The organism is Craterilacuibacter sinensis (genome assembly GCF_009831765.1).
Taxonomy (GTDB): Bacteria; Pseudomonadota; Gammaproteobacteria; order Burkholderiales; family Chromobacteriaceae; genus Craterilacuibacter; species Craterilacuibacter sinensis.
In genome coordinates this window covers 1-26,058 of sequence record NZ_WSSB01000001.1, presented here as the reverse complement: position 1 = coordinate 26,058, position 26,058 = coordinate 1, and the positions used below count along the sequence as shown (strand labels likewise).

The 26,058-nt window shown below is 60.6% G+C and carries 20 protein-coding genes and 1 rRNA gene; 12 read left to right on the top strand and 9 right to left on the bottom strand.

Annotated elements, in window-relative coordinates; genetic code table 11:
- Nucleotides 1–8: 8 nt before the first annotated feature.
- From GQF02_RS00105 to GQF02_RS00090, 4 genes are all read right to left on the bottom strand, one after another.
- Nucleotides 9–590: a hypothetical protein gene (locus tag GQF02_RS00105; RefSeq protein WP_160794042.1), complete on the bottom strand. Its 582-nt coding sequence runs from the start codon at nt 588–590 to the stop codon at nt 9–11.
- A 292-nt stretch (nt 591–882) separates the two neighbouring features.
- Nucleotides 883–2,502, bottom strand: coding sequence for an electron transfer flavoprotein-ubiquinone oxidoreductase (locus GQF02_RS00100; RefSeq protein ID WP_160794587.1), 1,620 nt, complete (start codon nt 2,500–2,502; stop codon nt 883–885).
- 104 nt (nt 2,503–2,606) lie between these two features.
- A complete protein-coding gene (locus GQF02_RS00095) occupies nt 2,607–3,797 on the bottom strand; it encodes a CaiB/BaiF CoA transferase family protein (protein ID WP_160794040.1) in 1,191 nt (396 codons plus the stop codon).
- Nucleotides 3,798–3,909: 112 nt separating this feature from the next.
- The gene (locus GQF02_RS00090; protein ID WP_160794038.1) at nt 3,910–5,097 is read right to left on the bottom strand and encodes an acyl-CoA dehydrogenase; all 1,188 of its coding nucleotides are present in this window, start codon (nt 5,095–5,097) and stop codon (nt 3,910–3,912) included.
- Nucleotides 5,098–5,234: 137 nt separating this feature from the next.
- Between GQF02_RS00090 and GQF02_RS00085 the strand changes: the two genes are divergently transcribed.
- Complete coding sequence (locus tag GQF02_RS00085; protein WP_160794036.1) at nt 5,235–6,005, top strand: IclR family transcriptional regulator; 771 nt, start codon at nt 5,235–5,237, stop codon at nt 6,003–6,005.
- A 52-nt stretch (nt 6,006–6,057) separates the two neighbouring features.
- On the opposite strand, the gene GQF02_RS00080 is transcribed toward GQF02_RS00085, so the two are convergent.
- Both GQF02_RS00080 and argB read right to left on the bottom strand, forming a co-directional pair.
- Nucleotides 6,058–6,507, bottom strand: coding sequence for a CBS domain-containing protein (locus GQF02_RS00080; RefSeq protein WP_124734652.1), 450 nt, complete (start codon nt 6,505–6,507; stop codon nt 6,058–6,060).
- 79 nt (nt 6,508–6,586) lie between these two features.
- Complete coding sequence (argB, locus tag GQF02_RS00075) at nt 6,587–7,471, bottom strand: acetylglutamate kinase (RefSeq protein ID WP_124734651.1); 885 nt, start codon at nt 7,469–7,471, stop codon at nt 6,587–6,589.
- Nucleotides 7,472–7,606: 135 nt separating this feature from the next.
- Here argB and GQF02_RS00070 point away from each other — a divergent pair, with 135 nt between their 5' ends.
- From GQF02_RS00070 to GQF02_RS00040, 7 genes are all read left to right on the top strand, one after another.
- Nucleotides 7,607–8,248 carry a TetR/AcrR family transcriptional regulator gene (locus GQF02_RS00070; RefSeq protein ID WP_124734650.1) on the top strand — a complete coding sequence of 214 codons (642 nt, stop codon included), beginning with the start codon at nt 7,607–7,609 and terminating at the stop codon, nt 8,246–8,248.
- Between the two features lie 30 nt (nt 8,249–8,278).
- The gene (locus tag GQF02_RS00065; protein ID WP_160794034.1) at nt 8,279–9,346 is read left to right on the top strand and encodes an efflux RND transporter periplasmic adaptor subunit; all 1,068 of its coding nucleotides are present in this window, start codon (nt 8,279–8,281) and stop codon (nt 9,344–9,346) included.
- A gap of 12 nt (nt 9,347–9,358) precedes the next feature.
- On the top strand, nt 9,359–12,409 hold the full coding sequence (locus tag GQF02_RS00060) for an efflux RND transporter permease subunit (RefSeq protein ID WP_124734648.1): 3,051 nt from the start codon (nt 9,359–9,361) through the stop codon (nt 12,407–12,409).
- Nucleotides 12,410–12,478: 69 nt separating this feature from the next.
- Nucleotides 12,479–13,780, top strand: coding sequence for a TolC family outer membrane protein (locus tag GQF02_RS00055; RefSeq protein ID WP_160794032.1), 1,302 nt, complete (start codon nt 12,479–12,481; stop codon nt 13,778–13,780).
- 277 nt (nt 13,781–14,057) lie between these two features.
- Nucleotides 14,058–15,326, top strand: coding sequence for a 4-aminobutyrate--2-oxoglutarate transaminase (gene gabT / locus GQF02_RS00050; RefSeq protein ID WP_124734646.1), 1,269 nt, complete (start codon nt 14,058–14,060; stop codon nt 15,324–15,326).
- 47 nt (nt 15,327–15,373) lie between these two features.
- Nucleotides 15,374–16,834, top strand: a complete 1,461-nt coding sequence (gene gabD, locus GQF02_RS00045) for an NADP-dependent succinate-semialdehyde dehydrogenase (RefSeq protein WP_160794030.1) — start codon at nt 15,374–15,376, stop codon at nt 16,832–16,834.
- An 81-nt stretch (nt 16,835–16,915) separates the two neighbouring features.
- Nucleotides 16,916–18,205 (top strand): NAD(P)/FAD-dependent oxidoreductase, encoded by a 1,290-nt coding sequence (locus tag GQF02_RS00040; protein ID WP_160794028.1) that lies wholly within the window; start codon nt 16,916–16,918, stop codon nt 18,203–18,205.
- On the opposite strand, the gene GQF02_RS00035 is transcribed toward GQF02_RS00040, so the two are convergent.
- Together GQF02_RS00035 and GQF02_RS00030 are read right to left on the bottom strand one after the other, a co-directional pair.
- A complete protein-coding gene (locus GQF02_RS00035; protein WP_124734643.1) occupies nt 18,202–20,520 on the bottom strand; it encodes a diguanylate cyclase domain-containing protein in 2,319 nt (772 codons plus the stop codon). The two genes, GQF02_RS00040 and GQF02_RS00035, sit on opposite strands and share 4 nt — an antisense overlap.
- Nucleotides 20,521–20,688: 168 nt before the next feature.
- Nucleotides 20,689–22,128 (bottom strand): hypothetical protein, encoded by a 1,440-nt coding sequence (locus GQF02_RS00030; RefSeq protein WP_160794026.1) that lies wholly within the window; start codon nt 22,126–22,128, stop codon nt 20,689–20,691.
- A 419-nt stretch (nt 22,129–22,547) separates the two neighbouring features.
- On the opposite strand from GQF02_RS00030, the gene GQF02_RS00025 reads away from it, so the two are divergent.
- The 4 genes from GQF02_RS00025 to GQF02_RS00010 are packed head-to-tail and all read left to right on the top strand — an operon-like array spanning nt 22,548 to nt 25,768.
- A complete protein-coding gene (locus GQF02_RS00025) occupies nt 22,548–23,381 on the top strand; it encodes a phosphate ABC transporter substrate-binding protein (RefSeq protein ID WP_160794024.1) in 834 nt (277 codons plus the stop codon).
- Nucleotides 23,381–24,235 (top strand): ABC transporter permease subunit, encoded by an 855-nt coding sequence (locus tag GQF02_RS00020; protein ID WP_124734640.1) that lies wholly within the window; start codon nt 23,381–23,383, stop codon nt 24,233–24,235. The genes GQF02_RS00025 and GQF02_RS00020 overlap by 1 nt, the downstream gene beginning before the upstream one ends.
- Nucleotides 24,213–25,079 carry a PstA family ABC transporter permease gene (locus GQF02_RS00015; protein WP_160794022.1) on the top strand — a complete coding sequence of 289 codons (867 nt, stop codon included), beginning with the start codon at nt 24,213–24,215 and terminating at the stop codon, nt 25,077–25,079. Before GQF02_RS00020 ends, GQF02_RS00015 begins: the two co-directional genes overlap by 23 nt.
- Nucleotides 25,076–25,768: a phosphate ABC transporter ATP-binding protein gene (locus GQF02_RS00010; RefSeq protein WP_160794020.1), complete on the top strand. Its 693-nt coding sequence runs from the start codon at nt 25,076–25,078 to the stop codon at nt 25,766–25,768. The genes GQF02_RS00015 and GQF02_RS00010 overlap by 4 nt, the downstream gene beginning before the upstream one ends.
- 55 nt (nt 25,769–25,823) lie before the next feature.
- Here GQF02_RS00010 and rrf read toward each other — a convergent pair.
- A 5S ribosomal RNA gene (gene rrf, locus GQF02_RS00005) occupies nt 25,824–25,938 on the bottom strand.
- Nucleotides 25,939–26,058 lie beyond the last annotated feature (120 nt).

The following is a 26,058-nucleotide window of genomic DNA, read 5'->3' as shown; positions in this document are numbered from 1 at the left end:
CTGCCAATTTACAGACCCAACCGTGTCAGCCATATCCCGGCACGCAAGCGCAGTTGCACGCGCATCACGCGGGTGCGCTCGATGGCGCTCGAAGCATTCATCATGTTTTCAAAAGCAATCCCGCTCCAGCCCTGCATCAGGCCAGAAGCAGCCCCCGGCGATGGCACCAGCAGCAAGGCCTCAGCCCGTGGTGCCTTGAGCCCCAATTCCTGCGCTAAAGCCGCCAGCCGCTGGTTGGCCATAGCCAGTTGCCCCAAGCCGGACTCGGACAAGGCGATATGGGTCAAACCCAGCAGCAGGATGCGCGCGGCCAGCCAGTCGGCCGCATCGCTCAAGCGCACAGTTGCCGGGCTGGTTTCCTGATAGCGGCGGGACGCCAGCACCATGGCCAGCTGACGTATTTCCGGCAGCAGCGACTCGATCAGGCCGGCGTCCCCCGTTTCCAGTGCCGACAAGGGTGCCAGTGAAACCGGCTCGCCGGCAACCATGGCTTCGGCATCGGTCAGCAGATAGACCGGCCACAGCACGGCAGCGCGCTGCAAGGGCAAGGCTCTCTGGGGTATCGTGATAGTGTCTCTACTGTCTGCCATGCTCGAGTGCTCCTGGGGTGCCGCAATCCGGAGCCTGCTGTGCTGGGTACTAGATGCACAAATGCCGCCTGATCGCGGCGGCATTCGTTCGGGATTCATTGCGAATTCAATTCACGCAAACCCACCGGCGCCGCCATATGAGGAGCGGTACCAATAATAAGCGTGAGCGATTGCGTGGTGGGTATTCATGTGTTCCATCCTGCCAAGGTGGCCGTGACTTGTCAAGGCGCGGCCAAATTCACTATCCGCCCTGATGCAAAAACCCGACACGAGGTCGGGTTGAGTTCTTAGCTTACATATTCGGGTAGTTAGGCCCGCCACCGCCTTCCGGCACCGTCCAGTTGATGTTCTGGGTCGGATCCTTGATGTCGCAGGTCTTGCAGTGCACACAGTTTTGCGCATTGATCTGCAAGCGCGGCTTGCCTTCTTCCCGGCCCATGATTTCATACACGCCGGCCGGGCAATAGCGCTGCTCGGGCGCATCGTACTTGGCCAGATTGATCTGAATCGGCACATCGGCATTTTTCAGCTTCAAATGCGGTGGCTGGTCTTCGCTGTGGTTGGTGTTGGAAATAAACACCGAGCTTAAGCGGTCGAAAGTCAGCTTGCCGTCCGGCTTGGGGTAGGCAATCGGCGAATATTCATCGGCCGGGCGCAGGCACTCATGGTCGCGATGCTTGTGACGCAAGGTCCATGGCGCTTTGCCGGCGAAAATATAGGTATCGATGGCCGAGTACAGCATCGCGCCCCACATGCCCCAGCGGAAGGATGGGCGGATGTTGCGCGCACGATACAGTTCGTCCTTCAACCAGCTCTTCTCGAAGCGTGCCGGATAGGCCAGCGCCTCGTTGCCGCCTTCGTCCGAAGTCAGCAACTCGAATACCGAATCCGCCGCCAGCAGGCCCGACTTCATCGCGGTATGCGTGCCCTTGATCTTGGGCATATTGAGGAAACCGGCGGTGTCGCCGACCAGCACGCCGCCAGGAAAGGTCAGCTTGGGCAGGCTCTGCAATCCGCCTTCGACCAGTGCCCGTGCGCCATAGGAAATACGGCGGGCACCGTCAAAATACTTGCGGATGGCCGGATGGGTCTTGAAGCGCTGGAACTCTTCGAACGGCGACAGATACGGGTTTTTATAATCGAGGCCGACCACATAACCGACCACCACCTGATTATTCTCGAGGTGATAAAGGAAAGAGCCACCATAAGTGGACGCATCCAGCGGCCAGCCCACGGTATGCACGATCTTGCCTTCTTCGTGCGCCGCTGCAGGCACCTCCCACAACTCCTTGATACCGATACCGTAGGTCTGTGCATCGGCATCGCGCTGCAGATCGAAGCGCTGGAACAAGGTCTTGCTGAGCGAACCACGGCAACCTTCGGCGAAGACAGTCTGTTTTGCCCACAGCTCCATCCCCGGCTGCCAGGCATCGGTTTTTTCACCATCCTTGCCTATGCCCATGTCCCCGGTGGCGACACCCTTGACCGAACCGTCGGCGTGATACAGCACTTCAGCCGCGGCAAAGCCCGGATAGATTTCCACGCCCAGCTCTTCGGCCTGCTGCCCCAGCCAGCGGCAGAAATTACCCAGGCTGACAATATAGTTGCCTTCGTTATGCATCTGCGGCGGCGTCGGCAACTGTACCGACTCGGTTTCGGTCAGCAGCAGGAACTGGTCTTTCTTCGCCGCCGTATTGAGCGGTGCGCCCTTTTCCTTCCAGTCCGGGATCAACTCTTCCAGCGTGCGTGGCTCAATCACCGCGCCAGACAGAATGTGCGCGCCAATTTCCGAACCTTTTTCCAGCAAGCAAACGCTCAGTTCTTGTCCGGTTTGTGCCGCCAGTTGCTTGAGACGGATCGCAGTGCTCAGTCCGGAAGGACCGCCACCCACGACCACGACATCGTATTCCATATATTCGCGTTCCACCGCTTCTCCTTATGCCTTGCGCCAGGCTTTCTCCATGTTGCATGCAATGATGCTATTTTTAGTGCATCGCGTCAAAATCAAACACTCGTTTAAACGATACTTCTTGCATGCAAGGCGTCAATTTGCGCCTGGGTATAACCCAGCCCCAGCAGGACTGCGTCGGTGTGTTCGCCTAGTTTGGGTGGTGCCAGCACATACTCCAGCGGCGTACCGGACAGACGGATCGGGCACGCCACCTGTGGCACGTCCTGCCCTATGCTGTCCTGCATATGCATTTCCATCTGCCGGTGACGGACCTGCGGATCGGCAAATGCCTCATCCACCGTATTGATAGGCCCGCATGGCACACCGGCCGCCTCCAGCACATCCAGCCATTGCCCGCGTGAGCGGCACATAAATGCACTGGCAAGCTCGCCCACCAGCAGTTCGCGGTACTTCACCCGCTGCGGATTGGTGGCAAAGCGCGCATCGCTCGCCAGCTCCGGCTTCTCTATACACTCGCAAATGGCACGGAACTGGCGGTCATTGCCGCACGCCAGAATAAAATGGCCATCGGCACAGGCAAACACCTGGTAAGGCACGATATTGGGGTGGGCATTACCCAGGCGCGGCGGCACTTCGCGCCCGACCAGATAGTTCATCCCCACATTGGCCAGCATGGCCAAAGCGCAATCCAGCAACGCCATATCGATATGCTGCCCAAGCCCGGTACGGGTGCGCGAGAGCAAGGCGGCCTGCACCGCATTGGCGGCATACAGCCCGGTAAAAACATCGGTGACCGCTACCCCGACCTTGTGCGGCTCGCCATCGGCAGGGCCGGTAATGCTCATCAGCCCGCTCATGCCCTGCACGATATAGTCGTAGCCCGGGCGCTCGGCATACGGGCCATCCTGACCAAAACCGGTAATCGAGCAATACACCAGCCGCGGATTCAGCGCCGCCAAGCTGGCGTAGTCGAGACCATACTTGGCCAGCCCGCCCACCTTGTAGTTTTCCAGCAGCACATCGGCGTCGGCTACCAGCCGGCGCACGACTTCCTGCCCTTCTGGCTGGGTGATATCCACCGTCACCGAGCGTTTGCCGCGATTGGCCGCCAGAAAATACGCCGCCGTCCCGTCAGGCAAGCTAGGCGGCGCCCATTGCCGGGTATCGTCCCCGGCGCCGGGGCGCTCCACTTTGATCACCTCGGCGCCGAGATCGGCCAGTAACTGGCCGGTCCACGGGCCGGCCAGCACCCGCGACAAATCGACTACTTTGATACCGGCCAGCGCACCAGACATGGCAACCTCCTACGGTTTTAACAGGGCAAAAAAACCGCCCGGGCAGGCCGGGCGTCAAGGACAGACAGAAAACAGGACGGACACGACAGCCTGAAAGCGTGCCCGGAAAAAATCAGCTAAACGCCTGAATACCGGTGATGGCACGCCCCAGAATCAGGGCATGCACATCATGCGTGCCCTCGTAGGTATTCACCGCTTCGAGATTCATCACATGGCGGATCACATGGAATTCGTCCGAGATGCCGTTACCGCCGTGCATATCGCGCGCCACGCGGGCAATCTCCAGCGCCTTGCCGCAGTTGTTGCGCTTGATCAGCGAGATCATCTCCGGCGCGGCGCGGCCATCATCCATCAAACGGCCAACCTGCAAGGCGGCCTGCAAGCCCAGCGCGATCTCGGTCTGCATATTGGCCAGCTTCAGTTGCGGAATCTGGTTGGCGGCCAGCGGGCGACCGAACTGATGGCGATCAAGCTGATACTGCCGCGCCGCGTGCATACAGAATTCGGCTGCGCCCATCGCGCCCCAGGCAATGCCGTAACGCGCCTTGTTCAGGCAGCCAAACGGCCCTTTCAGGCCGGTCACGCCCGGCAGCAGGTTTTCCTCCGGTACAAACACGTCCGCCATCACGATCTCGCCGGTAATCGACGCCCGCAAGCTGAACTTGCCTTCGATCTTGGGCGCGGACAAACCGGCCATGCCCTTCTCCAGCACAAAACCACGAATTTCGCCGGCATCATCCTTGGCCCACACCACAAACACATCGGCCACCGGGCTATTGGTGATCCACAATTTGCTGCCTTTAAGCAGATAGCCGCCGTCTACCTTTTTCGCCCGCGACTTCATGCCGGCAGGGTCCGAACCAGCATCAGGTTCGGTCAGACCAAAGCAGCCTATCCATTCGCCGGTGGCAAGCCTGGGCAGGTATTTGGCTTTTTGTGCATCTGAGCCATAAGCCCAGATCGGATGCATCACCAGAGATGACTGCACACTCATGGCCGAGCGGTAACCCGAGTCGACACGCTCGACTTCGCGGGCAATCAGGCCGTACGCCACATGGTTCAGGCCGGCACAGCCATAGCCGTCTATGGTGCAACCCAGCAGGCCCAGCTCGCCCATTTCGTTCATGATCTCGCGATCGAAACGCTCTTCGCGATTGGCCAGCAACACGCGCGGCAGCAACTTGTCCTGGCAGTAGGCGCGGGCAGCCTCCTGTACCATGCGCTCCTCGTCGCTCAGTAAAGAAGCAAGCAGAAGCGGATCGTCCCAGCTAAACGGGGCGCGGCTTGTATTGGCGGCCATGATTATCTCCGGTGAATTTAATTCCGCCTTGCGGAATTCGGTTCTACATTGCAGAATAGACTAACCACTCGGATTCAGGATGTAAAGCGCCGCCTGCCGGCACGGCCTGAACCCTCATCAGCAAAAAGGAAAACCGGATGTCAGAACAGGACAAGGACAGGCTATTTGTCACCGCCTTGGCACGCGGACTGGCCGTATTGTCGGCCTTCCAGCCCGGAGAGACGGCACTGTCCAATCAGGAGCTGGCCAAACGCACCGGCCTGCCCAAGTCCACGGTGTCGCGTTTAAGCTACACCCTGCTGCAACAGGGCTATCTGCAGCAAGATGGCGACAGCGGCTTTTACCGGCTGGGGCTGGCGGTGCTGGCGCTAGGCTCTTCGGTGCTAGCCAGCTACGACATCCGCAGCCTCGCCGCGCCGCTGATGCGCGAGTTTGCGCTGGCGCACAATCTTTCGGTCAGCCTGGCGCTGCGTGATGGTACCGATATGGTGTATCTGGAGACCTGCCGCAGTCAGGCGCGCATCAGCATACAGCTGACCATAGGCTCGCGCGTACCGCTGGCCACCAGCGCGATAGGCCGCGCCTGTTATGCAGGCTTGTCCGAGGCGGAGCGCAAGGTGGTGGAGCAAGAGCTGGCCATACGCTACGGCCAGGACTGGCCAGCCATCCGCCAAGCACTGGAAGCGGCCAGCGCGCAGTATCTGCGATCCGGCTTTTGTGAGTCTTTCGGTGAGTATGAAAAAGATGTGATGGCCGTGGCGCTACCACTGCCTGCGCTGGCAGGCCAGCCCAGCGGGATCAGCCTGAACGCCAGCGGTCCGGCTTTTGCCTGGAGCCGCGAGAAGATGCGCAACGAAATCGCCCCGGCACTAGGCGAACTGCGCCGCCGCCTGCTACCGGGGCTGTAAACAAAAAAGGGCAGCCTGCACCGGCTGCCCTGTGTCTTGCGCCTTCAGCCATTCAGGCGGCTTGTGGCGGCACGCTATTGATGTAGTGCACCAGCTGGTCGATCACGAACTGCTGCTCGGCAATGGTGGCATACACCACATCGCCGATCGAGATAATGCCCTCTACTTCGTTCCCGTTCATCACCGGCAGATGGCGGATGCGCTTCTCCGTCATCAAGGCCATACAATCGGCCACGGTCTGTGCCGGCGTGACACAAATGACCTTGCTGGTCATGATCTCCTGCACCTGTGTACTGGCCGAGGAGCGCCCTTCAAGGATGATGCGCCGGGCGTAGTCGCGTTCGGAAAAAATCCCCACCACCTGCCCGCCGCCCATCACCAGCACCGCACCGACATTTTCCTCGGCCATCACCTTCAGCGCCTGCAATACCGACACTTCCGGACCGACATACACCAGCTTGCGGCTGGCCTTGGCGGCCAGTAATTGACGAACAGTCTGCATGGCCCATCCTCCGTTCACGACGCTCATGTCATGAGTATAGAAAGGCGTACGCAAATGCACGGATAATTTGGCCTATGCCCTAGGCACCGTTGCCGGCACGTATCATGGTGCCCACACCGGCCGCCGTCATCACCTCCAACAGCAAGGCATGCGGTACCCGCCCGTCTATGATATGCACCGCGCCCACGCCGTTTTTCGCCGCTTCCAGCGCCGAGGCGATTTTGGGCAGCATGCCGCCATGTATGGTGCCATCAGCAAATAGCTCATCCACCCGTGTGGCGCTCAGATTGGTCAAAAGCGTACCTTCCTTGTCCAGCACCCCCGGGGTATTGGTCATCAGGATCAGCTTTTCCGCGCCCAGCGTTTCGGCCAGCTTGCCGGCAACCAGATCGGCATTGATGTTGTAGGCTTCACCGGCGCGGCCCACGCCTATAGGCGCAATCACCGGAATAAAGTCCTGGCTGTCGAGCAAGGCGACCAGACCCGGATCTATGCTGTCGATTTCACCGACCTGGCCGATATCGATCGGTGCCTCGTCGCCGGCCGATGGCAGCAGCAGCTTTTTGGCACGGATAAAATGCCCGTCCTTGCCGGTCAGTCCCACCGCCTTGCCGCCATGCTGGTTGATCAGCGACACGATTTCCTTGTTGACCAGACCGCCCAACACCATCTCGACCACATCCATGGTTTCGGCATCGGTCACACGCATGCCCTGGATAAATTCGCCCTGTTTGCCCACGCGCGCGAGCAACTCGTTGATCTGCGGGCCGCCACCATGCACCACTACCGGGTTCATGCCCACCAGCTTCAACAGCACCACGTCCTTGGCAAAATCCTCCTTCAGTTTGTCGTCGGTCATGGCATTGCCACCGTACTTGATAACCAGGGTCTTGCCGGCAAAGCGGCGTATATAAGGCAAGGCCTCGGACAGGATGGATGCCTTGTCGGCAGCAGGCGTACTCATGGTGATCGCTCCATAGGGCAATAAGAAAACCCACATTCTACCCATATGGTTTAGTGAAATTGCATTTATTAATTGCAAAGGGCATAGCGCTAGATTAGAGTCCGGCCATTAATAAATTTAAATTCAGAAAGCACCATGACCGAAACCCAAGCTGTACGCTGGCAAAGGCGCAAAGAGGTGCGCCCGGGCGAAATTCTGGATGCTGCGCTCGCACTGTTTGTCGAAAAAGGCTACAGCGCCACCAAGATAGACGACATCGCCCGCACCGCCGGCGTCACCAAGGGCACGCCTTATCTGTACTTCCCGTCCAAGGCCGACATTCTCAAAGCCGTGGTACGCGAAAAGCTGCTGGAGCGGGTGGCCGATATGGAAAACCTCAGCCGCGCCCATCCGGGTACGCCGGCCGCACTGATCCGCCTGCTGCTGCTCAAGTGGTGGGATGAGGTCGGCGCCACGCCGCTGTCCGGCCTGTGCAAACTGATGGTGGCCGAAGCGGCCAACTTTCCCGAACTGGCACGCTTTTATCACGACGAAGTGATTATCCGCAGCCGTGCCATTGCCCTGCGCCTGGTGCAGCAAGGCATGGATAGTGGAGAGTTTGCACAGGGAGACGCCGAAGCGGCGGTCGATGCACTGCTTGCTCCGCTGTTGATGACCATGATCTGGCGTCACTCCTTTGCCTGCATTCCCGGCTGCGAAACCTACCGCGGCGACCCCAAGCTCAGACTTCAAGCTGCCATCGAACTGGTACTGGCCGGACTCGCCAGACCCGAATAACAAGCACAGATCAACACGAGAGAATCCGCAATGAACACATGGCAACAATGGGTGCTGGCCGGCACGATGCTGGGTGCGCTTGGCGCCTGCGGCAAAAAAACCGAAGTACAACAGGAAATCCGTCCGGTCAGGACCATGATTGCCGGCGAGAGTCATGCACAAACGGCAGACAGCTACGCCGGCGAAGTGCGCGCCCGCCATGAAACCCGTCTCGCCTTCCGGGTGCCGGGCAAGGTGGTCGAACGCTATGTCAGCGCCGGCCAGCAGGTGAAAAAAGGGCAGGCGCTGGCGCGACTGGACGGCAGCGACTACGCGCTGGATCTGTCGGCCAAGCAGGCGGCGCAGTCGGCCGCACAGGCGGACCTCTCGCAGCAGGAAGCCGACCTTGCCCGTTCGCGCGAACTGCTCAAGCAGGCTTTCATCAGCCAGGCGCAATTCGATCGCCAGCACAGCGCACTGGAAGCGGCTCGTGCGCGCGCCAAACAGGCAGCGGCCCAGGCCAGCGTTTCGGGTAATCAGGCGGACTATGCGCTACTGCGCGCCGACGCTGACGGCATCATCAGCGAGATTTCAGCCGACCCCGGCCTGGTGGTCGCAGCCGGCCAGCCGGTAGCCCGTCTTGCGGCCGACGGCGAACGCGAAGTCGCCATCCAGTTGCCGGAAAACGCGCTGGACAAGGTACGCAACGCCAAAACACTGAATGTCACACTGTGGAGCACGCAGCAGCAATACCCGGGCCAGCTGCGCGAGCTGGCCGGCGATGCCGATCCGGCAACCCGGACTTACGCCGCACGCGTACGCATCAATGCACCCGCCGGACAATTGCAGCTGGGGCAGACCGCCCGCGTCACGCTGCCGTCCGCACCCGCGCAAGGCCTCTATCTGCCGCTATCCGCCATTCTCGACACCGGCGGCAAGCACTCGGTGTGGGTGGTGGACAGCAAAAAACTGACCGTCAAGCAGCGCGCCGTCACCGTGGCTGCGCTGGACAGCCATGGCGCGACCCTGTCCGGCGGGCTCAATGCCGGCGAGCAGGTGGTGACCGCAGGCGTGCATCTGTTGCGCGACGGCCAGTCCGTCAAGCTGCTTAAGCCATAAGGAAAGATACGCATGAGACTCAATCTTTCCGAATGGGCACTGAAAAACCAGCCGCTGGTGCGCTACCTGATCGTGATGCTGATGCTGGCCGGCGTCTGGTGCTATGCCCAGCTGGGGCAGAAGGAAGACCCGGAATTCACCTTCAAGGCAATGATGGTGCGCGTGGTCTGGCCCGGCGCCGGCACGCTGGAGATGGAACAGCAGGTTACCGACAAGATAGAGCGCAAGCTGCAGGAAATGGGCGAGCTGGAATACATCAAAAGCTATACCAAGCCCGGTGAAGCCCAGTTCATCCTCAATCTGCGCGAAGGCGTGGACCCGAAAAAGGTCAAGGACTACTGGTATCAGGTACGCAAAAAGCTGGGCGATATCCGCCATACCCTGCCTGGCGATGTCAAAGGCCCGTTCTTCAACGACGAGTTCGGCGATACCTACGGCAATCTGTACGCCTTTACCGGCGACGGCTACAGCTATGAAGAGCTGCGCCGTTATGTCGACACGGCCCGTCAGGAAATCCTGCGCGTACCCGATATCGGCAAGGCCGAGTTTGTCGGCGCACAGGAAGAGCGCATCTATGTCGATCTGGACACCGCCAAGCTGGCAACGCTGGCGCTGGACGCCCGCGTCATCTGGGCGGCACTGGCCGAGCAGAATGCCACGCGGCCGGCCGGCGAGTTCCATACCGCCAGCGAACGGGTCTGGGTGCGCCCCAGCGGCGCCTTCGACTCGGTCACCGCCGTGGCCAACACCCCCATCATCGCCAATGGCAAGACATTCCGTCTGGGCGATATTGCCCGCGTCAGCCGCGGCTTTATCGACCCGCCGGTGATGCGCATGCGCTTTAATGGCCAGCCGGCGCTGGGCCTGGCTGTCAGTATGAAAGATGGTGGCGATGTGCTGAAGTTCGGCGCGGCGCTGGCCGAACGCATGCAGGAAATCGAAGGCAAGCTGCCGTTGGGAGTCGAGGTCAATGCGATTTCCGACCAGCCCAAAGTCGTCAAAAGCGCCATCGGCGAATTCATGCGCTCCTTGCTGGAAGCCGTGGTGATCGTGCTGGCGGTCAGCTTCTTCAGCCTGGGCTGGCGCCCCGGTGTGGTGGTGGCCTTGTCTATCCCGCTGGTGCTGGCGATGACCTTCATCTGCATGTACTTCCTCAAGATAGACTTGCAGCGCATCTCGCTAGGCTCGCTGATTATCGCGCTGGGACTCCTGGTCGACGACGCCATTATCGCGGTCGAGATGATGTCGCTGAAGCTGGAGCAAGGCTGGAACCGCTTTCAGGCGGCGACCTTTGCCTACACCAGCACCGCCTTCCCCATGCTGACCGGCACCCTGATTACCGCCGCCACCTTCTTGCCGGTGGGACTGGCCAAATCCAATGCCGGCGAATATGTGTTCAGTCTGTTTGCCGTGGTCGGCATCGCACTTTTGCTGTCCTGGGTGGTCGCGGTAGTGTTCACGCCTTATCTGGGCTTTATCCTGCTGCCGGAACACAAGCATGGCAGCAGCCATCAGGACGTATACCACAAGCCCTTCTATCTCAAATTCCGCAAAGCGGTTGACTGGAGCCTGTCGCACCGCAAGCTGGTGATCGCCACGACCTTTGCCACCTTTATCCTGTCGCTGGTGGCATTCAAACTGTTTGTGCAGCAGCAGTTCTTCCCGGCGTCCAACCGGGTCGAGCTGATGGTCGACTTGTGGCTGCCGCAAGGCGCCAGCTTCGAAGCGACCGAGCGCGAAACGCAGAAACTGGAAGCCCTGCTCAAAGGCGACAAGAATATCGCCAGCGTCACCAGCTATGTCGGCGGCGGCAGCCCGCGCTTTTACCTGTCGCTGGACCAGCAGCAGCAACACCTCAACTACGCCCAGCTGATGGTGATGACACATGACGAGAAAAGCCGCGAGGCGGTACGCAGCAAGCTGTTCCAGTTGCTGGACAACGACTTCCCCATGGTACGCGGCCGCGTGGTGCGTCTGGAAAACGGCCCGCCGGTCGGCTATCCGGTGCAATTCCGCGTCATGGGCCCGGACCATGCCAAGGTGCGCGCCATCGCCGGCCAGATCGAGACACTGCTGCGTGCCCATCCCGGGACGCGCCAGGTCAATAATGACTGGGGCGAACAGCTCAAGTCGCTGCGCATCACGCTGGATCAGGACAAGGCCCGGGTGCTGGGCATCTCCAGCCAGAATCTGGCCCAGCAACTGCAGCTGCTGATCTCGGGGGCGGCCATTACCGACTACCGCGAAGGCGACCGCACCCTGGGCGTGGTGGCACGCCTTAACAAAAATGAACAACTCGATGTCGGCGCACTGGGCGATTTGATGATACAAACAGCCGGTGGCCGCTATGTGCCGGTGTCGCAGATCGGCCATATCGATTATGTGCCGGAAGAAAGCATAGTCTGGCGCCGTGGCCGGCTGCCTACCGTCACCGTACGCGCCGATGCGCGCGACGGCACACAGGCATCGGATATCTCGCGCGCGCTTTGGCCCAAGCTGCAGGAGATGGAAAAAACCCTGCCGCTGGGTTACCACCTGGAACTCGGTGGCGCGATGGAAGCCAGCCAGAAGTCGCAAGCCGCCATCAACCAGGTTGCCCCCTTGATGCTGGTGATCGTGCTGACCTTGCTGATGCTGCAGCTCAAGAGCTTCCAGCGCAGCCTGATGGTCCTGCTGACCGCGCCTTTGGGCATAATAGGGGTCACGCTGACGCTGATCGCCTTCTCGGCGCCCTTCGGCTTTGTCGCCATGCTGGGCGTGATCGCGCTGTCGGGTATGATCATGCGCAACTCGGTGATTCTGGTCGACCAGATCGAGCAGGATATTTCCGAAGGCATAGAGCCGTGGGAAGCGATTGTCGGCTCCACCGTGCGCCGCTTCCGCCCTATCATGCTGACGGCGCTGGCCGCCATCCTGGCGATGATACCGCTGACGCGCAGCACCTTCTGGGGACCGATGGCGGTCGCCATCATGGGCGGCCTGCTGGTGGCCACCGTATTGACGCTGCTGTTCCTGCCGGCCTTGTACGCACAGTGGTTCCGCGTCAAACGCCCGACGGTCTGAGCATAAGAAAAACGCCTGCGCCGCTGGCACACATGCCGCGGCGCAGGCATCAAGACTTAGAGAGATTGCATGAAGACATCCGCCCCCAAGCTCGCCACCTTGCTGCTGGCCAGCTCGCTTGCCATGCCGGCGCAGGCTTTTGACCTGCTGGAAGCATGGTATGCGGCGCGCCAGTATGATTCGGGCTTCGCGGCACAAAAAGCCGAACGCAATGCCGGACTGGAAAAACGCGATCAGGGCCGTGCCCTGTTGTTGCCGCAACTGGGCCTGTCCAGCAGTATCAGCCGCAGCAACGATATCGAGCCGGGCGTCTCCGGCAGCTACTCCAGCCATGGCTGGGGTGCCGAACTCAAGCAGCCGCTATTCGATGTCGGCGCCTGGACCGGCTACCAGAAAGGCAAGATCAGCAGCGCACTGGCCGACACCCGCTTTACCGCCGCAGAACAAGCGCTGATCCTCTCGGTTGCCCGCGCCTACTTTGATGTGCTGCTGGCGCAGGACACGCTGTCGTCCACCCTGGCGGCGAAGAAGTCTTTCGAGAAACAACTGGCACAGGCCAAAAAGGCGTTTGAAGTCGGCACCGCCACCATACTCGACAGCTATGAAGCACAAGCCAGCTACAACGCCGCCAGCGCGCGCGAAATCAGCGCCATCAACCAGCTGGAGGTCAAACGCAATGCACTGGGCACGCTGACCGGGCTGGTCAATGAAGGCATCAGCCCGCTCAAGGGCAAGATCGCCCTCTCCGCTCCCGATCCCGACTCGGCCGATGCCTGGATCACGCGCGCGCTGAACAACAACCCGGCAATTGCCATCAGCGAACAGCAGACACAGCTGGCACGGCAGAATGTCACTGCCGCCCGCGGCAATCATCTGCCCAAACTGGCACTGACCGCCGGTTATCAGGACCAGAGCACCAATAACCCGCGCACCAGCTTCACCGACAACCGCGGCAGCAGCATCGGGCTTAACCTGACCATTCCGCTTTACGCCGGCGGCGGCATCAACTCGCAGGTACGCGAAGCGGTCGCGCTGCAAGAGCAGGCCGGCGAGCAACTGGAATCCAGCAAGCGCAAGGTGCGCGAAGAGGTACGCGCCGCCTTCCTTGGCGTATCCAACGGTGCGGCGCTGGTGCAGGCCAATGAGCAGCTCTTGCTGTCGGCCAAAAACAAGGTCGATGCCACACGTCTGGGACGTGAAGTGGGTCTGCGTACCATTCTCGACCTGCTGCAGGCAGAGCAAGCCTATTACGAGGCCGAGCGCCAGTTGTCCGAATCGCGCTACGGCTATTTGTTTGCCCGCCTGCAACTGGCCCAGGCCAGCGGCGAGTTGTCCGAGGCCACGCTCAGAAGCGTCAACCGCTACTTCTAGACGCGCCCCTGCAAAATCAGGCCGGCCCTGCCCTTCCCCCGAAGTGCAGGGCCGGCTTTTTTATGGCGCTGATGGCCTGTTGTGATCATTTCTGCATCACTCGTGCAAAGCGAGTGTTTAATTTTCCACCATACACGTGACATTTTCCTAAACACCTCATTAGAATGAATCGGGCAAACTGCGGACCGATGTAGCGCCATAATATTCACTAAGCATAAACAGTGAGACAACACGCCACGCCCGTACCTTCAAAGCAACAGACCAGATGAGGCCAACCATGAGCGAAACCCAGCAACTCCTGCAGCGTAAAGCCGATGCCACCCCACGCGGCGTGGGCGTGATGTGCAATTTCTTTGTCGATCGCGCGAAAAACGCCGAGCTGTGGGATACCGAAGGCCGTCGCTATATCGACTTTGCCGGCGGCATCGGCGTCCTGAACACCGGCCATCTGCACGACAAGGTGCAGGCCGCAGTCGCTGCCCAGCTGGAAAAATTCAGCCACACCTGCTACCAGGTCGTGCCGTACGAGAGCTATATCCGCGTGGCCGAGCAGCTCAATACGCTGGCACCGGGTGCTTTTGCCAAGAAAAGCGCCTTCTTCACCACCGGCGCCGAAGCGGTAGAGAACGCCATCAAGATCGCCCGTGCCGCCACCGGCCGCTCCGGCGTGATTGCCTTTGGCGGCGGCTTTCACGGCCGCACCATGATGGGCATGGCGCTCACCGGCAAGGTTGCCCCTTACAAGATCGGTTTCGGCCCCTTCCCGGCCGAGATCTACCACGCCGTATTCCCCAATGAGCTGTATGGCGTGTCGGTTGCCGACTCCATTGCCAGCATTGAAAAGCTGTTCAAGTACGATATCGAAGCCAGCCGCGTCGCCGCCATTATTTACGAGCCGGTACAAGGCGAAGGCGGCTTCTATGCCGCACCGAATGAATGGGTACGCGAACTCCGCCGCCTGTGCGACGCGCACGGCATTGTGATGATCGCCGACGAAGTACAGGCCGGCTTTGCCCGTACCGGCAAGTTCTTTGCCAGCGAACACTACGACACGGCTCCGGACTTGATCACCACCGCCAAATCGCTGGCCGGCGGCTTCCCGCTGTCTGCCGTAATCGGCCGCGCCGAGATCATGGATGCACCGGCTCCGGGCGGTCTGGGCGGCACTTACGCCGGCAACCCGCTGGCACTGGCCGCAGCCGAGGCGGTGATCAGCGCCATCACCGAAGAAAAACTGCTGGAGCGCGCCAATCATCTGGGCGATGCACTGAAGGAAAAGCTGCACGGCCTGAAAAAATCGGTGCCACAGATTGCCGATGTGCGCGGTCTGGGCGGCATGATTGCGGTCGAATTCAATAAGGCGGACGGCAGCGGCGCGGATGTCGATTTCACCAAAAAGGTTCAGGCCAAGGCGCTGGAAGCCGGCCTGCTGCTCTTGACCTGCGGCGTCAACTACAACGTGGTGCGCTTCCTGTTCCCGCTGACTATCGAAGACGCCGTCTTCGACGAAGCACTGGCCATCCTCGAAGCAGCCATCAAGGCTTGATCCAACCCACGGCAACGGCGCGGCAAGCGCCGTTTGCGGAGCAAGACATGCTGAACCTGAAAGACCCGAGCCTGCTCAAGCAGCAGTGCTATCTGAACGGCGACTGGCTGGATGCCGACAATGGTGAAACCATTCCGGTGAGCAACCCGGCCACCGGCGAAATCATTGCCCAAGTGCCAAAAATGGGCCGCGCCGAAGCCGAGCGCGCAGTCGCCGCCGCCGCTGACGCATTCAAGCTGTGGAAGAAAAAAAGCGCCAAAGAGCGTGCTGTGCTGCTGCGCCGCTGGTTCGACCTGATGATGGCCAATCAGGATGACTTGGGTGCCATCCTGACCGCCGAACAGGGCAAGCCACTGGCCGAGGCCAAGGGCGAGATCGCCTACGGCGCCAGCTATATCGAGTGGTACGCCGAAGAAGGCAAACGCATCTACGGCGACACCATCCCGTCGACCGGCGCTGACAAGCGCATTCTGGTCACCAAGGAGCCGATAGGCGTCACCGCCGCCATTACGCCGTGGAACTTCCCCAATGCGATGATTACGCGCAAGGCCGCACCGGCGCTGGCTGCCGGCTGCCCGATGGTGGTGCGCCCGGCATCGCAAACCCCGCTGTCGGCGCTGGCGATTGCCGAGCTGGCACACCGCGCCGGCATCCCGGCCGGCGTGTTCTCGGTCATCACCGGCGGCTCCACCGAAATCGGCGGCGTACTGACCGGCTCGGACACGGTGAAGAAATTCAGCTTTACCGGCTCGACCGAAGTCGGCGTCAAGCTGATCGCCCAGTGCGCGCAGACGGTGAAAAAGGTGTCGATGGAGCTGGGCGGAAACGCGCCGTTTATCGTGTTCGACGATGCCGACCTCGATGCGGCAGTAGAAGGCGCGATGATTTCCAAGTACCGCAATGCCGGCCAGACCTGCGTCTGCGCCAACCGCATTCTGGTACAGGATGGCGTTTACGATACCTTTATCGCCAAGTTTTCCGCTGCGGTGGCCACACTCAAGGTCGGCAACGGCGTCGAGGCCGGCGTCACCCAGGGGCCGATGATAGACGACAAGGCCGTGGCCAAGATTGAAGAACATATTGCCGACGCGCTGGCCAAGGGCGGCCGCCTGCTCGCCGGCGGCAAGCGCCATGCGCTGGGCCACAGCTTCTTCGAGCCGACCGTTATCGCCGATGTCACCCCGTCCATGAAGGTGGCACGTGAAGAGACTTTCGGCCCGCTGGCACCGGTGTTCCGCTTCCACAGCGAAGACGAGGCCATTGCCATGGCCAACGATACCGAGTTCGGTCTGGCCTCCTACTTCTACGCGCGCGATATCGGCCGCATCTTCCGCGTCAGCGAAGGGCTGGAATACGGCATGGTCGCCGTCAACAGCGGCATCCTGTCCAATGAAGCGGCGCCGTTTGGCGGGGTCAAGCAGTCCGGCCTCGGTCGCGAAGGCTCCAAGTACGGCATTGAAGACTATCTGGAAATCAAGTACGTGCTGCTGGGCGGCATCGACCGCTAAGCTGCACAGGCTGGCAAGCGGGCCGCCTGTGCGGCCCGTTTTCGCAAGCACGGCACACATAACGACAATAAGGGACAAACCATGAGTGAAACGCTAAGCCGCCATACCGGCTCATATTACGCCGCCAGCGCCAACCCCACCCCCAAACGCCCGGCACTGGATGGCCGCCAAGTCGCCGATGTCTGCGTGATCGGTGCCGGTTACACCGGCATCTCCACCGCCTTGCATCTGGCTGAAGCCGGCTACAAGGTGATCGTGCTCGAAGCTGCCCGCGTCGGCTGGGGCGCATCGGGCCGCAATGGCGGCCAGATCGTCAACAGCTACAGCCGCGACATGGACGTGATCGAAGCACGCCACGGCAAGGAAGCAGCCCGCCGCATCGGTGCCATGGCATTCGAAGGCGGACGCATCATCCGCGAGCGCATCGCCAAATACAACATCCAGTGCGACCTGAAGGATGGCAATGTGTTTGCCGCCTTCACCCAGAAACAGCTGGACGAAATGGCGGCAAAAAAAGCCTTGTGGGAAGCCTATGGCCATACCGGCCTCAAGCTGATCGACAAGGCCGGCATGAAAGATATCGTACAGAGCGATGCCTACGTCGGCGCACTGCTGGACAACTGGGGCGGCCATATCCACCCGCTGAATCTGGCCTTGGGCGAAGCGGCCGCATTCGAATCCCTGGGCGGCGTGATTTACGAGCAGTCGCCAGTAACGGCCGTCATCGAAGGCGACAAGCCCTCGGTCAAGACTGCGCATGGCGAAGTCCGCGCCGACTTTGTCGTGGTGGCCGGCAATGCCTACTTGGGCAACCTGATTCCCAAACTGGCGGAAAAAACGCTGCCCTGTGGTACGCAGGTCGTCACCACGGCCCCGCTGGACGCCAAGCTCGCCCGCGCCTTGCTGCCCGGCAACAACTGTGTCGAAGACTGCAACTTCCTGCTCGACTACTACCGGCTGACCGCCGACAACCGCCTGCTGTACGGTGGCGGTACCGTCTACGGCGCACGCGACCCCGGTGCCATCGAGAATCTGGTCCGCCCCAAGCTGGAGAAAACCTTCCCGCAACTGAAGGGCGTCAAGATCGACTACAGCTGGACCGGCAACTTCTCGCTGACGCTGACCCGCTTGCCGCAAGCCGGGCGCATCGGCAAGAATATCTACTACTCGCAAGGCTGCAGCGGCCATGGCGTGACCTACACCCATCTGGCCGGCCGCCTGCTGTCCGAAGCGATTCGCGGCCAGAGCGAGCGCTTCGATGCCTTCGCCTCCTTGCCGCACTACCCGTTCCCGGGCGGACGCCTGTTCCGCGTCCCCATGCTGACCCTGGGCGCATGGTGGTATGAAATGCGCGACAAGATGGGCGTCTAGCTAAGTAGCTCGCCTTGTGTGGTGGCGATGCGGTTGCGGCCGGAAAATTTGGCCGCATAGCATGCCTTGTCGGCACGGGCGAGCACCTCCTCTGGAGTGGCATCGGATGACTGGATCTGCGTCAATCCGATGCTGGCACTCAAAGTAAAAGACTGGCCGGCGAATGCCAAGCGGTAGCATTCAATACGTTGCCGGATCTGATTCAGCACCTGTTGCCCATCGGCCTCATCACAATGGCGCAGGATCAGGGCGAATTCGTCCCCCCCCATACGTGCAATGCTATCCGAGTCGCGCAGGCCCTCGTAGAGGAGGCCAGCCACCGCCTGCAGCATCAGATCGCCAGCCTGATGGCCCCCCTTGTCATTGACTTCCTTGAAGTAATCCAGATCCAGCATGGCCACCGTGACGGCGGGCAGACGCCCGCCCTCCAGCAACTGGCTAAGCTCCTGCTGCAGGGCACGCCGGTTGAGTAGACCTGTCAATGCGTCGTGCGTCGCCTGATAGCGCTGCTCCTGCTCGCGTTGCCGCCGCTCGGCATCATCACGCAGCACATACACCCGGTAGCCCTGCATCACCCCTTGTGCTGCGACGGATGATAGGGCCAACACCACGGCCCTGACCTCCCCGTCCTCAGTCTCCATATCCAGCTCGACATGGGTGCCGGCCGTTAAACCATCCAGCTCGTACGCCGCTAACAGCATGCCCGTCTCGGGATGGCGAAAGTCGACCAGATTGCAAAGACGACGCCCAAGCGGGTCACCAGCCTTAATCCCAAGCAGCGCTTGCGCAGGCAGATTGAGGTATTCAACTTCATCGCACTGATTGGTCAATACCACGGCATCAGAGATGGACCCCAGTATCGCCAGAGCCCGTTCCCGCTCGCCAGCCAATGCCTGCTGCTCTGCGTCCTGCTGCGTCACATCAAGCAAGATGACCAGACAATGCGCATCATCCAATAAGGTCAAGCGTAATTCGAGCAATAGGCGCAGCCCCTGCTGAGGTGATAAGTGGCTGCGCCGCTGCACAAGCCCACCGATGGTGAGCTCTTCAGCCATAAGCTGGATGAGGCGGCTGGACTCCGCCGCATCGACATTCTTAAGCCAGTTGCAGCCAATGCCGCTCACCGAGAGCATTTGCGCTGCGACCTGATTGTGATAGCGAATTTCACCCTGGCGATCACATACCAGTACGCCTAATGGAGAAACATCATTCAATGCCCGAAAAAAAGCCTCGCGCTCACTCAAACGCAACTCGAATGCCTGCCGTCCTGCCAGCAAGGCATTCAGCGTGTTGGCCATCTCGACCAGTTCGCTGGAGCCGACCACATTCAATGCCCCGGCAGTCGATGGGTCCTGCCAGTGCTGCAACTGCTGCTGCAGCACCGACAGCGGAGCAAGCATTTTCCGCATAGCAAGCCAGGCCAATAATGGCAACAGCAGCATCATCGCCAAGCCAATCCACAACAGGGTGCGGGTAAAGCGTTGCAGAGGTAAATAGGCCTCATGTAGCGGGATAGCCGCCCCTAATACCCAGTTCACACTTTGCAATTTAAACAAAGCAGCCAGCCCATCTTCTCCCCGCGACAATGCCCCTTCACTCACCCCAAACCTGTTTTCAACCACGGCACGGTATAGCGCCGGCGCCTGTGTGCGCGACGGGATAGGATGATCAACCCATGCCGGATCGGGGTGAAACAGAAAGCGGCGACTCTGCTGCGCGACCAGAACGATATACCCCTGCTTGCCAATCGCCAGCTGCGATAACTCGCCGAAAAACTCAGGCGAGAACAACTCAAGCGAGCCTGCCAACATACCGGCAAAGCGTCCATCAGGCGTAAGAATCGGGGCGCTAAAGACCACCACATGGCGCCGCGAAGGCGTCTTGGCACGAAACGGCTCAGAAATCTGCGGTGTAAGGGTGTCACGCGTGCGCTGGAAATATCCGCGTTCAGCGACACTCAATCCGACTCGGCCGGGAATGTGCGGATAATCAGCCACAATCACGCCATTGCGGTCATAAAGCACGGCAGTGCTGAACATACCCTTCAGGTAGTGAAAACGGGAGATCAGATTAGGTGCATCACGGATCAGTTCCTCCGGCGTCAGCGTCAGCGATGCGGCGCCACGAATGACCAATTGCTGACGTGTACGGATGCGATCATCCAGATCTGTAGCAGTACGCTCGACCAGTCCCTGCAGGTGCGTCATCTGCAGGCTGCGCAGTTGTTGCTTGCCATCAAGGTAATAAATGCCGGCAACCAATAGAGTCAACCCCCACCCCAGCAGCACACAAAATAGTGCGGCTCTGAATTTCATTGAATTCAGTCTGATCTTCCCCCGCACATATCACCTATTTTTATTAATTGGTATGGCAATTAAAATACCCCACAATTATGCAAATAGGAATACATGGCGGCCGAATTAAATGCGCACGCAATAAAAAACCGCCCATCAGGGCGGCGGTGCAAATAAATGGCGTGAAAACTAATGCCAGCGCGTCTGCTGTTCGGATAATGCAATCCCTGCTTCTTGCATGCAGTCCACCAGATCCTGCCAGCAAGCCTGCCTGTCGGATGCCACATCCGGCACCACCAGCCATGGCGTGCGGGCAATAATCTCTTTGCTTTGCGAACGGCGCAGCGCCACATCATAGCCCTGCAACTCAGGCTGGTACTCGGCCACCGCCTCCAGCTCACGCAAGCTGGCAAGACTGCTGGCGGCAATCGCCACCGTCAGCCCCAAACGTTTTCTGTTCCATGCGCGCACGCCCGCTTCCAGCGCATCCCAAATCGGCAAAGGCGCAAACAGCTCGGCCTCGCCATACTCCATCTCGCGGCTGATTGCCTGCTGCACCAGCGGCATCGCCGCATCCAGCGCCTTGCGCGAGAGCTTGCGCACCTGCTCGTGTCCCAGCACCCCGCGCTCGGCCAGAAACGGAATCCAGGCCAGCACCAGCTGGGCATCCGGAGTCTGGTCGGCGGCCTCAAAAGTGGCGCGCGATGCCTCGGGGTCGGCCGGGGCGAAGTCGCAACCGGCATCCATAATCGGCGCCAGATGCACAAGGCTCTGGCAGGCGCGCTCGTTCAGCATGTCCAGCGTGAAAATGGTGGGCGACACCCACAAGATGGATTTTTCCGGTACTTCCAGCGCATCGGCCAGCGCCACTTCCACCCGTTCCATCAGCGGGTAATGCCACCATACCCCGCCCTTGGCACGCGAGAAGGCAAGCGGCAAGGCCCACAATTCAAATGAAGCAAAACTGCCATCCGGGCGCACCACCTCGGGACGGGCAATCGCACCACGTGCCGTTTCGACCAATAATTCACGCACCGGCGCCTCGGCCAATAGCCCCAGCTGCGCCTCGGTAAACACCGCCTGATCGCCCCCCATCAGCACCTGCTGCACGGCGGCAGTCAGCTGCATGCGCGCCATCGGCTCGGCCAGCGCCTCGCGCGCCTTGTCCATCAGGCCGACAATCGCTGCCTGACGCTCAGCCGGCGGCAAGGGCTCGGTCGGAATCACACGCATTTCGCGCTGCATCGGATTGGCTTCACGCTCGGCATAAGCCTTGTTCAACCGCTCGTACAAGGCCATGGCCTCGTCGCAGATGCGCTGCAAGGCGGCGGCAGTCGGCGGCTCCTCCATAAAATTGAAGTCAAACATGCGCAAGCCGCTATTGCAGACATAGTGGGTGATGTTTTCAGCTTCGTCGTATAGCACGGCACTGGCAAAACCCTCCGCTTCACGCCCGGCAAACGGCATATTGTCGTTACCGACCAGACGGCAGATAAAGGCCGGCGCCTCGGTGTGCACGATGTACTCATAAGGCTCCAGCCCCTTGTCGTCGACGGCATCGCCAAAGATAAAGCGGTTGGGAACAAAAGGATCGCCCTTGATGCGTGCGTTGCGGGGATGCGGTTTCATGTGTGACTCGGGACCAGACGGAAATTCAGCCTGCCATTCTACCGCGCCCCAGTGCCGGCGTGTTAGCCATGCGGCGGCGCCAGTGCCTGCATGAAGTGAAAGAAACTGATCTCAAATCCTTCACGCAAATCAAGCTTGTGTGCCAGCGTGCGCCAGGAACCGGAGTCGAGACCAAGAATCGGCAATCGCGCGCCCGTGCCCTGACCTGAGCGCGCACAGGTATCGGGGTATGCCGGTGTCGAAGAGACCGCCTTGCAAAGTGCAACGCAACGGCGGCCACAAGACTTAGCCTTCGTCGCGGCGTACTACTGATCCAGGTCAAAGACAATGTCTTTTGTCCGGAATGGCACACGCTCTGCCGCTATAATCCCGCGCCTTAAGCGCCGCCTTTTGCCGGCGCCCCCCATGAAAGACAAAGCATGCATCGCAAACCTGTCGCAGCCGCCTTTTCCGGCTTGCTAGCTCTTACTATTTCCCTTCCCGTTCTTGCCGCAGACATCGACGTCTTTAAAGGCTTGTCCGGTAAGCTGGATATTGCCGGCGGCACCGCCCATATCCCTGTCGTACAAGACATCGCGCGTCAGGTGTCAAAGTCCAACCCGGCAATCCGCATCAGCGTCACCGGCGGTGGCAGCGGCGTTGGCGTACAGAAAGTGGGCGAAGGCCTGGTCGATATCGGCAGCACCGGGCGCAAAGTCAGCGCCGAGGAAATCGCCCGTTACCAGCTCAAGCCCTTCCACTTTGCCCTTGACGGTGTCGCAGTCGCAGTCCACCCGAGCAATCCGGTCAAGGACATCAGCCTCGAACAATTGCGCGATGTTTTCAGCGGCAAGACCAGCAACTGGAAGGCCCTGGGCGGGGCCGATGCACCTATCCATCGGTATGGCCGCGACGAGGCCAGCGCCACGCGCGAAGTCTTTGTCGGCAAGGTGCTGGGCAAGGACACCGCACCCGCGGCGAAAACCACACTGGTCAGCTCCAATGGCGCGGCCAAGTCGGCCATTGCCCGCGATAAGGGCGCCATCGGCTACCTTGGCATGGGCATGCTGGACCAGAGCATTAAGCCCTTGAGCGTAGGCGGTCATGCACCGACTCAGCAAAATGCCCTGTCCGGTGACTATCCCATCGTGCGCGGCTTGTACTTCAACACCAAGGGTGAACCGGCAGCACTGCCTGCCGCCTTTTTGCGCTACCTCAAAACGAATGAAGGTCAGGCCATTATCCGCAACCATGGCTACATCCCTGCGTTCTGATGTCTGAACGTCTGCTCGCGACGGCCGCCGCGTTTGCCGGCGGCATTGCAGCGTGTGCGGTGTTCGCCATTCTGGCGCTGTTGTTATGGCTGGGGCTGCCGCTATGGCGCGACCCAGCCCTGCTTATCTCGCTTGCCGGCAGCAGCTGGAATCCGGCCGCCGGCGAGATAGGTCTGGCCAGTATGGCAGCCGGCACGCTGCTGCTCGCCGCCTCGGCCCTGCTGCTCGCCTACCCGTGCGGGCTGCTGCTGGCACTCTCTACGCTGGGGCTCGCCCCCCGCCCACTGGCCGCGGCAATGCGCACCTTGCTGGCGCTGCTGTCCGGCATTCCGACCGTGGTCTACGCCTTTGTCTCCGTCTGGCTACTGGTACCCTGGCTGCGCGACAGCCTGGGGCTGGGCATGGGCTATTCCTGGCTGGCGGCCGCACTCACGCTGGGCGTCATGCTGACGCCAACCGTGGCCCTGCTGCTAAGCGGCGCCTTGTCGCCGACCTTTACCCGTCTGCAAGCGGCAGGCGATGCGCTGGGTCTGTCGCGCGTGCAGTTGCTGCTGTGGGTTGTGTTGCCGGCCGAACGGCGCGCGCTACTGTCCGCGCTGCTGCTTTCTTCCGGGCGCGCCGTCGGCGATACGCTGATTGCCCTGATGGTCAGCGGCAACGCCATCTGGCTGCCCGCCAACCCGACCGAGCCCTTGCGTACCCTGACCGCACATATCGCGATCACGCTGGCTGCCGATACCCAAAGCCAGGCTTATGCGGCCATCTACGCTGCCAGCTTGCTATTGCTGGCTTATGTCGCACTGGTTCATTTCCTCACCGCGAGCTTGTCCGATGAATCCGCGCACCGTCATTGAACGCACCGTCGTCGCACTCAGCACCCTGCTGGCAGCCGCCTTCGCCGGCCTGTTGCTACTGATTCTGGGCTTTTTGCTGATGGGCGCCTGGCCGGCATTAAATGGCAGGCTGCTGTTTGGCGATGCACCTGCCTGGCCGGCACTCAGCGGCCAGGTGCCGGTGTGGGACGGCTTATGGCCGGCACTCGCCGGCAGCCTGATGCTGGTTACGCTCGCCATCGGCATCGCCCTGCCGCTGAGCATTGCTGCCGGCATCCACCAGGCCGAATACGCGCGCGGACGCAGGGGACGGCTGGCATATACGCTGGTCGATCTGCTAGCCGGCATGCCCTCCATTGTGATGGGGCTGACCGGTTTCATGCTGATCCTGCTGCTACGCAATATCCTGCCCGAAGCCAATACTTCACTCCTGCTGGCCGCATGCTGTGTCGCCCTGCTGGTGCTGCCTTATCTGGTGCAGGCTACCCGGGTCAGCCTGCACCAGTTGCCGGCAGAACTCAGGCTCAGCGCTCAGGCGCTCGGTCTTAGCCAATCGCAAGCCATCCTCCATGTCTACCTGCCTGCCGCCAGCCCCGGCATACTCTCGGGCTGCATTCTGGCGATAGGGCGGGCGCTGGAGGATGTTGCCGTCATCCTGCTGACTGGCGTGGTCGCCGAAACCGGCCTGCCCGGCAGCCTGTTCGACAAGTTCGAAGCACTGCCCTTCTTTATCATGGTCACCGCCGCCGAATACCGCGATGAAGCGCAGCTGGCACGTGCTTTTGCCGCTGCCCTGCTGCTGATGAGCCTGTCTGCACTGCTGTTTGCGACTGCGCGCCAACTCCAGAAAAGATCCTTATCATGAGCGCTATCCGCTGCCATCAACTCTCGCTGGCCATCGGCAAGCGACAATTGCTGTCCAATATTTCGCTTGAACTGCCAGGAAACAAGCTATCGGTCCTGCTCGGCCCGTCAGGCTCGGGCAAGACCAGCTTTCTGCGCGTACTCAACCGCCTGCATGATGACACGGCGGGTGCACGCGTCAGCGGCGAGCTGACGCTATCCCTCTCCGGCCAGACCATCCACCCCTACCATCACGGCACCGATCCCGTCTGGCTGCGTCGCCGCGTCGGCATGGTATTCCAGCACCCGAATCTGCTGCCCGGCTCCATCGGACACAACCTGCGCCTGCCTGTGCAACTGGTGAAAAATCCGCCACGCGCCGAACTGGCACAACGCATCGAGGCGGCGCTACGCGAAGCACAACTCTGGGACGAAGTCTGCATGCGGCTGGATGCGCCGGCCGCCTCGCTTTCCGGTGGCCAGCAGCAACGCTTGTGCCTTGCGCGTGCGCTTATCCTGCAACCGGAAATCCTGCTCTTGGACGAGCCTACCGTCTCGCTGGACACCCAGGCCAGCAGCGATATAGAAGCGCTGATCACCTCACTTAAATGCCGTTATACGCTGGTGATGGTCAGCCATAACCCGGTACAGGCCAAGCGGTTGGCAGACAAGATTATCGTCTTCCGTGATGGCTCACTCGTCGATAGCTGACCGGCGCTGAAATGCAAAAAGCCCGACTCATCGAGTCGGGCTTTTTGATATGGGCTTCTGGCAGTGTCCTACTTTCACATGGCGAATGCCACACTATCATCGGCGCTAAGATGTTTCACGGTCCTGTTCGGGATGGGAAGGCGTGGGACCATCTCGCTATGGCTACCAGAAATAAACGGCTGCTTGCGCTGCCTCAGGCAACGCGGCGAATTCTGGGTATTTCACCTTAATGCAAAAACCCCAGCTCATTGAGCTGGGGTTTTCTATGGGGCGTCTGGCGGTGTCCTACT

Bases quoted from the DNA above. Each gene is read 5' to 3' on its own strand.
- GQF02_RS00105 (WP_160794042.1), bottom strand. From the start codon at position 590: ATGGCAGACAGTAGAGACACTATCACGATACCCCAGAGAGCCTTGCCC.
- GQF02_RS00100 (WP_160794587.1), bottom strand. From the start codon at position 2,502: ATGGAATACGATGTCGTGGTCGTGGGTGGCGGTCCTTCCGGACTGAGC.
- GQF02_RS00095 (WP_160794040.1), bottom strand. From the start codon at position 3,797: ATGTCTGGTGCGCTGGCCGGTATCAAAGTAGTCGATTTGTCGCGGGTG.
- GQF02_RS00090 (WP_160794038.1), bottom strand. From the start codon at position 5,097: ATGGCCGCCAATACAAGCCGCGCCCCGTTTAGCTGGGACGATCCGCTT.
- GQF02_RS00085 (WP_160794036.1), top strand. From the start codon at position 5,235: ATGTCAGAACAGGACAAGGACAGGCTATTTGTCACCGCCTTGGCACGC.
- GQF02_RS00080 (WP_124734652.1), bottom strand. From the start codon at position 6,507: ATGCAGACTGTTCGTCAATTACTGGCCGCCAAGGCCAGCCGCAAGCTG.
- argB (WP_124734651.1), bottom strand. From the start codon at position 7,471: ATGAGTACGCCTGCTGCCGACAAGGCATCCATCCTGTCCGAGGCCTTG.
- GQF02_RS00070 (WP_124734650.1), top strand. From the start codon at position 7,607: ATGACCGAAACCCAAGCTGTACGCTGGCAAAGGCGCAAAGAGGTGCGC.
- GQF02_RS00065 (WP_160794034.1), top strand. From the start codon at position 8,279: ATGAACACATGGCAACAATGGGTGCTGGCCGGCACGATGCTGGGTGCG.
- GQF02_RS00060 (WP_124734648.1), top strand. From the start codon at position 9,359: ATGAGACTCAATCTTTCCGAATGGGCACTGAAAAACCAGCCGCTGGTG.
- GQF02_RS00055 (WP_160794032.1), top strand. From the start codon at position 12,479: ATGAAGACATCCGCCCCCAAGCTCGCCACCTTGCTGCTGGCCAGCTCG.
- gabT (WP_124734646.1), top strand. From the start codon at position 14,058: ATGAGCGAAACCCAGCAACTCCTGCAGCGTAAAGCCGATGCCACCCCA.
- gabD (WP_160794030.1), top strand. From the start codon at position 15,374: ATGCTGAACCTGAAAGACCCGAGCCTGCTCAAGCAGCAGTGCTATCTG.
- GQF02_RS00040 (WP_160794028.1), top strand. From the start codon at position 16,916: ATGAGTGAAACGCTAAGCCGCCATACCGGCTCATATTACGCCGCCAGC.
- GQF02_RS00035 (WP_124734643.1), bottom strand. From the start codon at position 20,520: ATGAAATTCAGAGCCGCACTATTTTGTGTGCTGCTGGGGTGGGGGTTG.
- GQF02_RS00030 (WP_160794026.1), bottom strand. From the start codon at position 22,128: ATGAAACCGCATCCCCGCAACGCACGCATCAAGGGCGATCCTTTTGTT.
- GQF02_RS00025 (WP_160794024.1), top strand. From the start codon at position 22,548: ATGCATCGCAAACCTGTCGCAGCCGCCTTTTCCGGCTTGCTAGCTCTT.
- GQF02_RS00020 (WP_124734640.1), top strand. From the start codon at position 23,381: ATGTCTGAACGTCTGCTCGCGACGGCCGCCGCGTTTGCCGGCGGCATT.
- GQF02_RS00015 (WP_160794022.1), top strand. From the start codon at position 24,213: ATGAATCCGCGCACCGTCATTGAACGCACCGTCGTCGCACTCAGCACC.
- GQF02_RS00010 (WP_160794020.1), top strand. From the start codon at position 25,076: ATGAGCGCTATCCGCTGCCATCAACTCTCGCTGGCCATCGGCAAGCGA.